The 12,864-nt window shown below is 71.3% G+C and carries 9 protein-coding genes and 1 pseudogene; 4 read left to right on the top strand and 6 right to left on the bottom strand.

What is annotated here, in order from left to right:
* Positions 1-180: 180 nt before the first annotated feature.
* The 3 genes and pseudogenes from ettA (at position 181) to QQY66_RS16415 (ending at position 2,954) form a co-directional block, all read left to right on the top strand.
* Positions 181-1,846: pseudogene (gene ettA / locus QQY66_RS16425) on the top strand (energy-dependent translational throttle protein EttA).
* Between the two features lie 2 nt (positions 1,847-1,848).
* Positions 1,849-2,262, top strand: coding sequence for a thioesterase family protein (locus tag QQY66_RS16420; RefSeq protein ID WP_301981098.1), 414 nt, complete (start codon positions 1,849-1,851; stop codon positions 2,260-2,262).
* The gene (locus QQY66_RS16415) at positions 2,259-2,954 is read left to right on the top strand and encodes a hypothetical protein (RefSeq protein WP_301981097.1); all 696 of its coding nucleotides are present in this window, start codon (positions 2,259-2,261) and stop codon (positions 2,952-2,954) included. The genes QQY66_RS16420 and QQY66_RS16415 overlap by 4 nt, the downstream gene beginning before the upstream one ends.
* A 154-nt stretch (positions 2,955-3,108) precedes the next feature.
* Here QQY66_RS16415 and QQY66_RS16410 read toward each other — a convergent pair whose 3' ends face one another.
* Positions 3,109-3,522 (bottom strand): globin, encoded by a 414-nt coding sequence (locus tag QQY66_RS16410; protein ID WP_301981096.1) that lies wholly within the window; start codon positions 3,520-3,522, stop codon positions 3,109-3,111.
* A 139-nt stretch (positions 3,523-3,661) separates the two neighbouring features.
* On the opposite strand from QQY66_RS16410, the gene QQY66_RS16405 reads away from it, so the two are divergent.
* Positions 3,662-4,672 carry a methyltransferase domain-containing protein gene (locus tag QQY66_RS16405; RefSeq protein ID WP_301981095.1) on the top strand — a complete coding sequence of 337 codons (1,011 nt, stop codon included), beginning with the start codon at positions 3,662-3,664 and terminating at the stop codon, positions 4,670-4,672.
* 28 nt (positions 4,673-4,700) lie between these two features.
* Here QQY66_RS16405 and QQY66_RS16400 read toward each other — a convergent pair whose 3' ends face one another.
* The 5 genes from QQY66_RS16400 to QQY66_RS16380 all read right to left on the bottom strand — a co-directional run bounded on the left by QQY66_RS16400 (position 4,701) and on the right by QQY66_RS16380 (position 12,859).
* Positions 4,701-6,140: an FHA domain-containing protein gene (locus QQY66_RS16400; RefSeq protein ID WP_301981093.1), complete on the bottom strand. Its 1,440-nt coding sequence runs from the start codon at positions 6,138-6,140 to the stop codon at positions 4,701-4,703.
* An 82-nt stretch (positions 6,141-6,222) separates the two neighbouring features.
* Positions 6,223-7,569, bottom strand: coding sequence for a VWA domain-containing protein (locus QQY66_RS16395; protein WP_301981092.1), 1,347 nt, complete (start codon positions 7,567-7,569; stop codon positions 6,223-6,225).
* Positions 7,570-7,682: 113 nt separating this feature from the next.
* Positions 7,683-9,008, bottom strand: a complete 1,326-nt coding sequence (locus QQY66_RS16390; RefSeq protein ID WP_301981091.1) for a PP2C family serine/threonine-protein phosphatase — start codon at positions 9,006-9,008, stop codon at positions 7,683-7,685.
* Positions 9,009-11,528 (bottom strand): serine/threonine-protein kinase, encoded by a 2,520-nt coding sequence (locus tag QQY66_RS16385; RefSeq protein WP_301981090.1) that lies wholly within the window; start codon positions 11,526-11,528, stop codon positions 9,009-9,011.
* A complete protein-coding gene (locus QQY66_RS16380) occupies positions 11,525-12,859 on the bottom strand; it encodes a hypothetical protein (protein ID WP_301981089.1) in 1,335 nt (444 codons plus the stop codon). Before QQY66_RS16380 ends, QQY66_RS16385 begins: the two co-directional genes overlap by 4 nt.
* Between the last annotated feature and the right edge of the window lie 5 nt (positions 12,860-12,864).

Here is a 12,864-nt window from a genome sequence, read left to right as displayed (position 1 = left end):
CGGAACAGGGGCACCCGAGGCCGACCAACGACGACCGACAGCGACCATCGACCCACGTCCCCAGCAGCGACCCCCAGGTCAGAGCCCTCCACCCATACCCGTTTCCCCCGAGGGGTGGCGGTCGGGCAAGATGGGGTGTATCTGCCCACTGCCAGAATTCAAGCTGCCGGACGGTTCCTCTTGGCTGAGTACATCTACACCATGCGCAAGACGCGTAAGGCGCACGGCGACAAGGTGATCCTTGACGACGTGACGCTGAGCTTCCTGCCCGGCGCGAAGATCGGTGTGGTCGGTCCGAACGGGGCCGGTAAGTCCACCGTTCTCAAGATCATGGCCGGTCTTGAGCAGCCGTCGAACGGCGATGCGTTCCTGTCGCCCGGCTACTCCGTCGGCATGCTCCTCCAGGAGCCGCCGCTGGACGAGACCAAGACGGTCCTGGAGAACGTGCAGGACGGCGCCGCCGAGATCATGGGCAAGCTCAAGCGCTTCAACGAGGTCGCCGAGCTCATGGCGACCGACTACTCGGACGCGCTCATGGACGAGATGGGCAAGCTCCAGGAGGACCTGGACCACGCCAACGCGTGGGACCTGGACACGCAGCTGGAGCAGGCCATGGACGCCCTTGGCTGCCCGCCCGGCGACTGGCCCGTCACCAACCTCTCCGGTGGTGAGCGCCGCCGCGTGGCCCTGTGCAAGCTGCTCCTCGAAGCCCCCGACCTGCTGCTCCTCGACGAGCCCACCAACCACCTGGACGCCGAGTCCGTGCAGTGGCTGGAGCAGCACCTCGCGAAGTACGCGGGCACCGTCGTCGCCGTCACCCACGACCGGTACTTCCTCGACAACGTCGCCGAGTGGATTCTCGAGCTGGACCGCGGTCGCGCCCACCCGTACGAGGGCAACTACTCCACGTACCTCGACAAGAAGGCCTCCCGCCTCAAGGTCGAGGGGCAGAAGGACGCCAAGCGGGCGAAGCGGCTCAAGGAAGAGCTTGAGTGGGTGCGCTCCAACGCCAAGGGCCGGCAGGCCAAGTCCAAGGCGCGGCTGTCCCGTTACGAGGAGATGGCCGCCGAGGCGGACAAGATGCGGAAGCTGGACTTCGAGGAGATCCAGATCCCGCCGGGCCCGCGTCTGGGCAACGTGGTCGTCGAGGTCAGCAACCTCAGCAAGGCCTTCGGCGACAAGGTCCTGATCGACGACCTGAGCTTCACCCTGCCGCGCAACGGCATCGTCGGGATCATCGGCCCGAACGGTGCCGGCAAGACCACGCTCTTCAAGATGATCCAGGGCCTGGAGGAGGCCGACTCCGGCACGATCAAGGTCGGCGACACCGTCAAGATCTCCTACGTCGACCAGAGCCGCGAGAACATCGACCCGAAGAAGTCGCTGTGGGCCGTCGTCGAGCGACGAACTGGACTACATCAACGTGGGCCAGGTCGAGATGCCCTCGCGCGCCTACGTCTCCGCCTTCGGCTTCAAGGGCCCCGACCAGCAGAAGCCGGCCGGCGTCCTCTCCGGTGGTGAGCGCAACCGGCTGAACCTCGCGCTCACCCTCAAGCAGGGCGGCAACCTGCTGCTCCTCGACGAGCCGACGAACGACCTCGACGTCGAAACCCTGTCCAGCCTCGAGAACGCGCTGCTTGAGTTCCCGGGCGCGGCCGTGGTCGTCTCCCACGACCGGTGGTTCCTGGACCGGGTCGCCACGCACATCCTGGCCTACGAGGGTGACTCCAAGTGGTTCTGGTTCGAGGGCAACTTCGAGTCGTACGAGAAGAACAAGATCGAGCGGCTCGGCCCGGACGCCGCCCGACCGCACCGCGCCACCTACAAGAAGCTGACCCGGGGCTGATCTTGCGGCACATCTACCGCTGCCCACTGCGCTGGGCGGACATGGACGCGTACGGCCACATCAACAACGTGGTCTTCCTCCGCTACCTGGAGGAGGCGCGTATCGACTTCCTGTTCCGCCCGGAGAAGGACTTCAAGCAGGGGTCTGTGGTGGCGCGCCATGAGATCGACTACAAGCGGCAGCTCGTCCACCGGCACACGCCCGTGGACATCGAGCTGTGGGTCACCCAGATAAGGGCGGCCTCCTTCACCATCGCCTACGAGGTCAAGGATCCGGACCAGGTCTATGTCCGGGCCTCGACGGTGATCGTGCCGTTCGACTTCGAGGCGCAGCGTCCGCGCCGGCTGACGGCGGAGGAACGGGAGTTCCTCGCGGAGTACAGGGATGACGACGAGGAGGAGGCCGTCGCCGCATGACGGTGCTCCATCTCGCCGACGAGGGGGAGGCGGCGGATCTCGCGGCCTTCCTCTCCCGGCTGCTCCACTACGACCGTGGAGCCGCGGTGCGCCTGCAGGCGGCCGGGACCGCGCTCGCCGTCTTCGGGCGGCCACCGTCCTTCGAGGTGCTGGCGATCCGTGCGGTGCGGCTCGCCAAGCCGTACGAGAACGGGCTCGACGTCACACTGGACGTGACCGTCTCCGCGGGTGAGCTGCTGGAAGCCTTGGACGAGCCGGCGGCCACGGCTGCCGTCCCGGCCGAGGTCACCGGGCCCCCGTGGGCCGGGGTGCTGCCGCCGCGCGGCGGGTGGAGGCCCGAGCCCGGGCTGCCGGCACCGGACGCCCTGCGGGCCATGGTCCGGGCGGGGGTCGCCGAATTCCGGTCCCGTACGCAGGAGTTGACGCCGGAGGGGCGTACGCGGGCCGAACTCGACCGGATCGGGCGGGAGATCTGGTCCCGGTCGGTCGGGGACACGCATCTGCCGGTGCGGGCCGTGCACGCGGCCCAGTCACTGGGCTTTCTCCGCGTACGACAGGACACCCACGCACCCGACGAGCCGCAGCTCGCACTGTTCTCGTCGGGCGCCTGGCTCAGGCTGCGTACGCCGTACGGGTCGATTGCCGTACGCAGGGCGGGACTTGGGGCGTTGGACGTCAGCGTGTCCCGCTGAGCGCTCCGCTGGATATGCGGTTCGTTCGCCGCGGGCCGGTGGGTGCTGGTCGCGCAGCTCCCCGCGCCCCTTGCGGGGCGCGGTTGCGCACCCGACTTCCCCCAGACCGCTTAGAGGCCGGTCACGCCGGAGGCCGGATCATGCCAGAGGTCGGTCAGCCCGGCGTGTTCACCATCGAGGCTGCCGCGTAGGTCAGGTAGTTCCACAGCGTGCGCTCGTGTTCCTCGGAGAGGCCGAGGTCGTCGACGGCGTCGCGCATGTGCTTCAGCCAGGCGTCGTGCGCCGCGCGGTCGACGGTGAAGGGGGCGTGGCGCATGCGCAGACGCGGGTGGCCGCGGTTCTCGCTGTACGTCGTCGGGCCGCCCCAGTACTGGATCAGGAAGAGGGTGAGGCGCTCCTCGGCCGGGCCCAGGTCCTCCTCGGGGTACATCGGCCGCAGGATCGGGTCCTCGGCGACTCCCTCGTAGAAACGGTGGACCAGTCGGCGGAACGTCTCCTCCCCGCCGACCTGCTCGTAGAAGGTCTGCTCCTGAAGCGTGCCGCGCCGAATCTCATTCACATCACCCATGGTCTCAGACGGGGAGGACCAGGACTCAAGGCTTAGGACCACCGTCCCGACCGGTGGACCCCCCGGTACTGACTGGTCGATTCCGGTTCGACCGGTATGGGTGCTCGCCTCTCGGGCCGTCCCGCAGGAAAGTGGACGTATGGGTGCGCACGCTCTCGACAACGAACTCGACGACCTCGCCGCGCCGGCGCGGGCCGCGCTGGTGCGCGAGATCGAGCTGAGCGGGGCCTGGGCGGCGGATCCGGTGTGGCGGGAGGCGTTCGAGGCGGTGCCGCGCCACCTCTTCGTGCCGTACTACTACGTCGGCGTCGTCGGCGGCTATGAACGCCGGAGGGGCGAGAGCCCCGACCCGCGCACACGGGAACGCTGGATGCGCGGGGCGTACGCCGATGCCCCGCTGGCCACCCGGCTGCGCGACGGCGAGCTGGTCTCCTCCAGCAGTCAGCCCTCGCTCATGGCGATCATGCTGGTCGAGCTGCGGGTGGAGGACGGCAACCGGGTCCTGGAGATCGGCGCGGGCACCGGCTACAACGCCGCCCTGCTCGCCCACCGGCTCGGCGACGACAACCTGGTCACCACCGTCGACCTGGAACCGGAGATCACCGAGTCGGCCCGTCGGCACCTGGCCGCCGCCGGCTATCACCCGGCCGTCGTCACCTGCGACGGAGCGCGCGGGGTGCCGGAACGCGCCCCCTTCGACCGGATCATCGCGACCTGCACCCTGACCTCGATCCCGTGTGCCTGGCTCGCCCAGTGCAATCCCGGCGCGCGCATCCTGACACCGCTGGGCACCGGCCTGATCGCGCTGGAGGTGCAGGACGCCGAGCACGCCGAGGGGCGGTTCCTGCACACGCCCGCCTACTTCGTGCCGCTGCGCGGATCGGCCAGGCCCGACGCGGAACCGGCGCACCTCGGCGGCGTACCGCGCCGGGCCAGGGAGCACGAGCTGTTCCGCTTCCTGCTGGCGCTGAGCCGCGGCAGCCTCGAACCGCAGGAGGCGTACGCACTGTGGGAGCGCGAGGGACAGCCACAGCGGGAGCGCTACGGCGTGACGGTCAGTGGTGAGCACGAGTGGGCCTGGCTGGACGATCCGGAGGGGCCGTATGCCTGGCCCCTCCCGAACGACCGGCCACGCCTGCTGACCGAGTGAGCGGAAGCCACCGAGTGAGCGGAAGCCACTAACCCCGGCGGATCGTGATCGTCGTCCAAGCGCCCACGTGCACCCGGTCCCCGTCCTGCAACGGCACCGGCACGAAGGGCTGGATGGGCTCCTCGGAGCCGTTCACCGTCGTACCGTTCGTCGAGTTCTGGTCGACGATCGCCCAGCTGCCGTCCGGCTGCTGCACCAGCACCGCGTGCTGGTGCGAGACGCCCGGGTCCTCCGGCGGCACCGAGAGGTCGATGTCGGGGGTGTCGCCGGTGGAATGGCGGCGCCGGCCGATGGTGACCTGGTTGCCGGTGAGCGTGCGCTGCTGCTCGGGCGAGTACGCGGGCAGGTTGAGGCCCGCGGCCTCGGGGCCGGAGCGCTGCATCATCGCCATGAAGTAGTCACGGTCCGGACCGATGGTCGCCAGCCAGGTCGCCGGCTGCTGCTGGTACGCCGGGCCGGGCGGGGGAGGGGCCTGGGTCGAGCCGGGCTGCTGCGGGTAGCCGTAGCCACCTTGACCGGGGCCGGGACCGCCAGGGCCGCCGGGGCCGCCAGGCGCGGTCGAGCCGGGCGGGGAGAGCAGCCAGTCGTCGTCACCGCCGCCGAAGGACTGACCTCCGGGCTGCTGCGGCCTGTTCGTCTCCTGCGGGAACGCTGGCGGGGCGGGCGGACCGGACTGCTGGAACGCCTGCGCGGGATGACCCGGACCACCGGGACCACCCATACCACCGGGACCGTTGGGACGCATGGGACCACCGGGACCGTTGGGGCCGCCAGGACCACCGGGAGTCGGCCCGGGCGGGCCCTGCCGCGGCGGATTGCCACCGAAGCCGGACGGACCACCAGGACCGGACGGACCACCAGGACCGGACGGACCACCAGGACCGGGCTGGCCGCCGTGACCGGGCTGGCCGCCGTGACCACCGGGCGGACCGGGCGGACCGGGCGGACCAGGAGGACTAGGCGGACCAGGCGGGCCGCCCGGTGCCGACGGGTCGGTGCCGAAGGGTGGGATCGGCTCGGCAGGCCGGTTCATCTGCGACGGGCGCGAGCTCTGGTAGTCGTACGACTCTCCGCCGCCGTACGACGGTCCGGGCGGCGGCTGCTGCTGGAAGCGCACGGCCGGGCCGGGCGCCTGCGGGCGCGGGGCCGCGGGGGTGTACGACGTCGCCGTGTTCGTCAGGAAGTTCCACCGGCACTCCTCGCAGAACGGCGCGCCGCCCTCACGCGGCGTACGGCACTGCGGGCAGAGCTCCGGCTCGGGGTCCGGCACGGCGGACAGGTGCGGGCGTCCCCCGGGGTGGGCGCCGGGCGGCGGCGGGGCCTGGGCCGGGCCGGGCGGCGGGTAGCCGTACCCGGCGGCCTGGGGCGGCGGCGGAGGGGGCGGGGGTACGGCACCGGCCATGCGGTGACCGCAGACCTCGCACCAGTCGTCGGAACCCGACTGGTGTCCGTTCGGGCAGGTCGGCATGTCGGCGCTTCCCCCTCTCCTTTCCGGCCGCGACGACCGGATTTCTCCAACCCCAAGGGGTCAGACTCGCGTCTGTCTCAGGTCACTTCTTTACACGAACAGTCTTTGTGGACCGGGTCTCGAGGGTCATCTCATCGGCCTCCGCGACCTTCGCCTTCAGTCGCACAGTACCTGTCGCGGCGTCGACCACGTCCACCACCTTCGCAAGGAGTTTCGCGGTATCCGCATTTCCGGAGTCGCTGGCGAGCTGAACGGCGCGGCCCAGTTTGGCCGTTGCGCCATCGATATCGCCCGCTTTGCGCAGATCGAGCCCTTGTTGAATGGCTTGTGCCAGTTCGGCCTGGCCGGTGTAGTGGGCGACTTGGGGGTTGATCGACGTCGAGGCGACCATGTCGTCGGTCCACACGGCCCGTACGAGGCCCTGGGCGCCCAGGTTCTGGGCGGTGCCCCCAGGCTGCGGGATCACCAGGGAGACGCGGGCGGCGAGCATCTCCTGGCCGAGGTTGGCGGCCGGGACCTCGACGCAGACGTGGTAGTCACGGGACTCGTCTCCCCAGGAGCCGGTGGGGTAGTCCCCGGCGCGCGGGCCGGACTCGGTGCGGCGCTCGGTCAACTCCTCGACCGTGGGCGCGACTTGCTTGACGAATTTCACCGTGGTGCCCACCGGCGTCCACAGCCGCAGGGCGACGTCCGCGACCTCCTTGCCCATGGCCGTCTCCATCATCTGCGTGAAGTCGGCGGCGAGACCGGCCGGGTCGGCGACGATGTCGGCGCTGCCGAGCAGGGCGGAGGCGATTCCTGTGACTTCTTTCACTTCCCAGTCGGTGCCCACGCCACGGGCGTCACAGGTGAAGCGTCCGGCGCAGGAGTCGAGCGCGGCCTTCAGGGCCTCGGACGACTCGTGTTCGTTGCGGCCGTCGGTGAGCAGGATGCCGTGCCGGATGGCGACGTCCGCGGACGACAGCAGGCCGTCGGCGAGACGCAGCCAGGTCCCGATGGCCGTACCGCCGCCCGCGCTGAGTTTGCGCAGCGCCTGCTTGGCCTGGTCACGGGTGGTGGCGTCGGCGATCGCGAGGCGCCCGCCGCCCGGGTAGACCTCCTTGGCGACGTGCGTGCCGCCGATCACCGCGAAGTGCACGCCGTCGCGCAGGGTGTCGATCGCGGCGGACGTGGCGTCCCGGGCGTTGCGCATCTTGGTCGGCGGGTAGTCCATCGAGCCGGAGCAGTCGACCATGATCGCCACCGCCGCGTCCGGGCCCTGTCCCGGCGCGTAGAGGTGGGGTGCGGCGACCGCGCTTCCGATCGTGCCGCCGCCGGTCGCGGTCACGGTGACGATCGCGTTGACCTCGCGACCTCCCTCCGGCAGGTACTCGTTCTGATAGACGTCCACCGAGAACTGCGGCACGTTCGACTTCGAGAAATTGGCCATGCCTTCTCTGATCCCCCTTGAAGATCTCCTGAAGATCCCCTCGAAAACCCCACAGGAGCGGGGTGATGACTGTGTCCGGACTGGTCCCCTCCAGTCCGTTTCGTGCGGTGGCCTCAGGCCGATCCTGCCCCCTGCGGCGGGGCCGGGAACGGCACGACGGCCACTGTTACGTTGTCGTGGCCCCCGCCGTCGAGCGCGTGACCGACCAGGACCTGGGCGCTGTGCAGGGGGCGCACGGCGGCGTCGAGGGGGACGACCTCGGCCATCTCCTCGGCTGCCTCGGCGTAGTTCCACAGTCCGTCGGTGCACACCACCACTACACCCGCACGGTCCGGCTTGAAGGAAGCGGTGTGCGGCTCCAGTTCGTAGGCGTCGGCGCCGAGCCAGCCGGTGATCGCGTGGGCGCGCTCGTCGGCGTACGCCTCGGCCTCGCTCATCAGGCCCGCGGAGACCATCTGCGCGGCCCAGGAGTCGTCCTCGGTGAGCCGGGCCGGGTGGGAGCCGCGGTCCACCGGCACCCAGTAGGCGCGGCTGTCGCCGACCCAGCCGACGACCAGCAGTCCGGCGGTCACGATCGCGCCGACGAGGGTGCAGGCGGGGGCGTTCTGGTGCGGGGCGTGTTCGCGGGCCGTGGCGGGTTCCCCGGCCAGGGAGTTGACGGCGCGTGAGGCGGCGACGATCGCCTCGTGCATCGCCTGCTGCGGGTGCGTGCCGCGCGGCAGGGCGGCCAGCAGCGACTCGCTCGCGGCCCGGGAGGCGGCGAGGGAGGCGTCGTCCGGGCGGGTCGCGGAGGAGACGCCGTCGCAGACGATCGCCACGGTCGCGGGGGCGCCGTCGGGCAGCGCGGTGCAGCCGAGGGCGAACGCGTCCTCGTTGCGGTGGTGGCGCAGGCCGCGGTCGCTGACGGCGGCGACCGGGCCGGCGTCCTGCTCCATGTGGTTGCGCTCGCGGGGCTGGGCGTGCCCGCAGTTCTCGCAGTAGCCGTCGTTGTCGACGCGGCCGGAACGACAGGCGACGCACACGGTGGTGCCCTCCGGCGGGGACGCGAGGTCGGCGATGCGTGGGTCGGGCGCCTGGAGCGGGTACTCGTCGGGCTCCGGCGGGCGGTCGAAGCGGACACCGGAGGCGGGGGACACGGGGGAGCCCACCGGTGCCTGCGCGGGGATCGCGTGGCCGCCCGGGTCCGTGTCCGGGAGGTCGGTCGGCAGATGCGTGGCGGCGGGCCGGCCGGGGGCGATGGGCCAGTCCACATCGGCGGCACCGGCCGGCGGGGGCGGTGCCGAGCCGTTCATGGTGATCGTCGGTTGGTCCTCCGGCCGTGCGGGGACGGCGGACAGGTCATATCCGCACGCACCGCAGAAACGGTCACCCGACTCGAGGGGTTCCTCGCAGCTCGGGCACCGGGACAGGGCGGTCTGCTGGGGCATCTGCGACATCAACTACACCCACGTCCGGGGGCGGTAACGATTGGCACGTTCCACCAGATCGATTCTCTCCTCGCCGCCCCGTGCGAGCCGGGCCAGCGTGCGGTACGAACGCTCCAGGCCGAAACGCAGTCCCCGCTCGTCCAGGCCGCTGCCGAGCAGCACCCGTCCCCCGGCGGCGGGGGGTACGGAACCCTGGCCACCGGAGAGTATCCAGTCCAGCGCACAGCCGAGGACCTCCGCCGACAACTGCTCGCGTCGCGCGGGGTCCAGACCGTACGCGTCCAGGGCCTCGACCTGCCCGGCGGCCGCGGTCAGGTCCTCCAGGAAGGGTACGTCGGTGGCGGCGGCCGTGCGCTGACGCAGCCGCGCCCGTACGGCGGCCACGCGCGCGGCCGTGTAGTGGATGGACGACTCGGGAACCGACTCCAGCGTCTGTACGGCACTCCTGCGATCGCCCGTCGCCAGCCGGACGCGGGCCAGGCCGAACGCTGCGGACACAAAGCTCGGGTCGGTCGACCACACCAGGCGGTAGTACTCGGCGGCGTTGTCGAGCTGGCCCAGCACCTCCGCGCACAGGCCGAGCGCCAGCTTGGGCGCGGGCTCGCCGGGGAAGGCGTCGTAGATCGCGTCGAAGGAGAGCGCGGCGCCTTCGTGATCGCCCGTCACCAGCGCGGCGACGCCCCGGTACCAGACGACCCGCCAGTCGTCCGGGTGGTCGGCCTCCAAGCGCGCCAGGGTCTCCAGCGCGGTGTCGGAGTCGCCGGTCTCCAGCCAGGCCCTGATCTGCCTGAGCCGCGTCTCGGTCGACTCCGTCGGCGCCGCCGCGAGCGCACTGATCAACTCGCCCGGGGCGGAGGCGATCAGGCCCGCCAGGAACCCGGCGTTCGGGTCGCTCGGGTCGACGTGCGGCACAGGCAGGGCGAGCGCGGCGGCGGGCGCGTTGATGTGTCTGACGAGGTCCTGGGTGCCCTGTCCATTGCCGGCTCCCCCAGTCGGCAACTCGGCAGCACCGGCCCCTCGCAGCCGAGGGGCCACCATTCGCGCCCCCAGCCGCGACACATCCCCTTCCAGCTTGGGGAACAACTCGGTGTCCGTCACCTTCACTTCGGGCCCGAACAGCGTCGACAACGAAGGCCGGGCCTGGCCCGTCTGCAGGGAGACGACCTCGCGCAGGACACCCGTGAGCTGCTCGGTCATCTCCTGCGCGGAGGCGAAGCGGCGGGCCGGATCCGGGTCGGTGGCGCGGACCAGGAGCCGGTAGAAGGACTCGTACTGCCGGAAGACCTCGATGTTGTCCGGGTCGGGCAGGGAGTCCACGAACACGTTCGTGTAGCCCTGGAAGTCGAAGGTGAGGACGGCGAGCGTACGCGCGACGGTGTACAGGTCGGAGGCGACCGAGGGGCCGACGTCCGCCACCTCCGGTGCCTGATAGCCCACCGTGCCGTAGATGGCCGACTCCTCGTCGTCCATCCTGCGGACCGCGCCCATGTCGATCAGCTTGAGCTGGTCCTCGGTCTGGATGGCGTTGTCGACCTTGAAGTCGCAGTACAGCAGGTTGCGGCTGTGCAGATGGCTCAGGGCCTCCAGCGCCTCGATGCCGTACGCGCACGCCTGCTCCACGGGCAGCGGATCCCGCTTGCCGCCCGGTGTACGGCGCTCGTTGGCGATCTCCTTCAGCGACTTGCCGCCGACGTACTCCATCACGATGTACCCGTCCAGCGAGCCCGTCCGCTGGTCGAGGTGCTCCACGAAGTTGTAGATCCGCACGATGTTGGCGTGCTCGATCTCCGCGAGGAAGCGCCGCTCGGAGATCGCGGCGGCCATCGCGTCCTGGTCGCCGGTGTCGAGCAGGCCCTTCAGCACCACCCACCGGTCCGACACCGCGCGGTCCACCGCGAGGTAGATCCAGCCCAGGCCGCCGTGCGCCAGGCAGCCCACGACCTCGTACTGGCCGTGGACGACGTCGCCCGCCTTCAGCTTCGGGACGAAGGAGTACGGGTGACCGCACTTGGTGCAGAAGCCTTCCGTACGGCCGGGTCGCTCGCCGCGCGCCCGGCCGACCGGGGCCCCGCAGTCGGAGCGGGAGCAGAACCGCTTGCGCTCCGGGACCTCCGCCTTCTCCAGGACCATCTCGCGCGGGTCGGGCCGCGGCACGTCCGGCACCTGGACGAGCCCGAGGCCGAGCCGGCCGCGACCGCTGGAACCGGCGCCGGAGCCGGAGCTGCGCACCGACACCGAGCGGCCCGTGGAACGGCCGGACAGGGAGCGCGACAGGCGTCCCGACACCGAGCGCCGCGACTTCGACGACTGTGACGACGTACGAGAGCTGCCGCGGGAGCCGGCGCGTGAACTTGCGCTGCCGGACGAGCCCTTGCCGCTGCGGCTGATGCCGGTGGGCGGCGAGCCGACCATGCCCTTCGCCGAGACGACCGGGGCGAGACCGCAGGTGTCGCAGTACAGCTCGCCGCCGCCCATGTCCTCGTACGCGCCCTCGCACCCCGGGCGCTGGCACTTCTGCTCTGCCTGACTCATGACGAGTGCTCCCCCCTACGATCCTCCGGCCCGCCCTGGCCCGGGACGCGCGGGCTGCCCAGCAGTTCGGCCGCCGCCTGCTGGTAGCGCAGTACGGCCTGTTCGGCGACCCGCAGGTCGCAGGGCGCGCTCCACAGCATCCGCCGCGCCGCGTCGTACCGCTCGATCAGGAACGGGTCCTCCGCGAGGCCGTGCCGGGCGACCTTCGCCTTGTACGCGTCGAGCCGGCCGCGCAGCTCGGCGCGGACCGCCAGCGGCTGGGTCACCGCGGTCAGCGACTCGCGGGCACGCAGCAGTTCGTCCTCCGCCTTCTGCTCCAGGGACTCCAGAAGCGGGGACAGCCGGTGCCACTGGGCGTGTCTGCGGTACTCGGCGGCCGTCGCCAGCTGCTCCTGCAGCGCGGTCGGCGGGCCGCTGACGACCGGCACCTCCGTGGCCGCGATCTTCGCCAGGACCTCGCCGCGCGCGGCGCGGGCCTCGGCGAGCGTGCGGTCCGCGCGCGAGAGCACGTCGCGCAGCTTGACCAGGCGCTGCTCGGCATCCTGACGGACGGTCAGTACAGCGTCGATCTCACGTCGTACGTCCTCCAGGGCGCGCGCCTCACGGTCGTAGACCGTGGTGTCCGGGCGGCCGCCGCCGGGGGCCGAACTCCCGGGGGTGGGCGTCCAGAAGGCCAGCGGGTCGGAGACGACCTGCTCGCGCAGGTTCGTCAGCGTGCGGGTGATGCGTTCCAGGTCGTCGCCCGCCGGGTGCTCGCCGGGGCGTACACCGACGGAGTGCGCGAGCTTGCGGGTGCGCTGGAGCTCCGCGGCCAGTAAATCGATCCGGGCGGGCAGCGCCGACCAGACCGCGTCGGCGGCGACGACCATGTCCAGCGAGGTCGCGTACAGCTCGTTCATCCGGTCGACGAGCGTGACCAGCGTGAACTGCTCGCTGAGCTTGCCCGAGCCGCCGTGCAGGGTCGGCGCGCCGGCCGTGGCGCCGGTGGAGCCCGCGACCGTGACGGCCTCGCCGCGCAGCAGCTCGGTCAGCTCCGCCAGGTCCTCACGGCTGGACCAGCGGCGCCGGGCGCGGATCTCGCGGGCGGCGCGCAACGCGTCCGTGTACGCGTCGAAGTACGCCCACAGCAGGGTGATCGACCCCTCGGCAGCTGTCCAGCGCTCCTTGGTGACGCCGGTCAACTGCGCACCTTCGAGGAGTCTGCGGCCCGCGTGGTCCTGCAGGGCGAGGAGCGAGGTCTCGATCGCCTCGTGCTCCGCGCCGAGCCGCGCCAGCGCACGGTCCACCTCGTCCCGGTCCATCACCGGCCCGGGGGGTCCCGTGACGCCCATCGATC

It is taken from the genome of Streptomyces sp. DG2A-72 (assembly GCF_030499575.1).
GTDB lineage: Bacteria > Actinomycetota > Actinomycetes > Streptomycetales > Streptomycetaceae > Streptomyces.
The sequence above is the reverse complement of the archived record's forward strand: the minus strand, read 5'-3'. Positions and strand labels throughout refer to the sequence as shown.

Bases quoted from the DNA above. Each gene is read 5' to 3' on its own strand.
- QQY66_RS16385 (WP_301981090.1), bottom strand. From the start codon at position 11,528: ATGAGTCAGGCAGAGCAGAAGTGCCAGCGCCCGGGGTGCGAGGGCGCG.
- QQY66_RS16380 (WP_301981089.1), bottom strand. From the start codon at position 12,859: ATGGGCGTCACGGGACCCCCCGGGCCGGTGATGGACCGGGACGAGGTG.
- QQY66_RS16400 (WP_301981093.1), bottom strand. From the start codon at position 6,140: ATGCCGACCTGCCCGAACGGACACCAGTCGGGTTCCGACGACTGGTGC.
- QQY66_RS16405 (WP_301981095.1), top strand. From the start codon at position 3,662: ATGGGTGCGCACGCTCTCGACAACGAACTCGACGACCTCGCCGCGCCG.
- QQY66_RS16410 (WP_301981096.1), bottom strand. From the start codon at position 3,522: ATGGGTGATGTGAATGAGATTCGGCGCGGCACGCTTCAGGAGCAGACC.
- QQY66_RS16415 (WP_301981097.1), top strand. From the start codon at position 2,259: ATGACGGTGCTCCATCTCGCCGACGAGGGGGAGGCGGCGGATCTCGCG.
- QQY66_RS16395 (WP_301981092.1), bottom strand. From the start codon at position 7,569: ATGGCCAATTTCTCGAAGTCGAACGTGCCGCAGTTCTCGGTGGACGTC.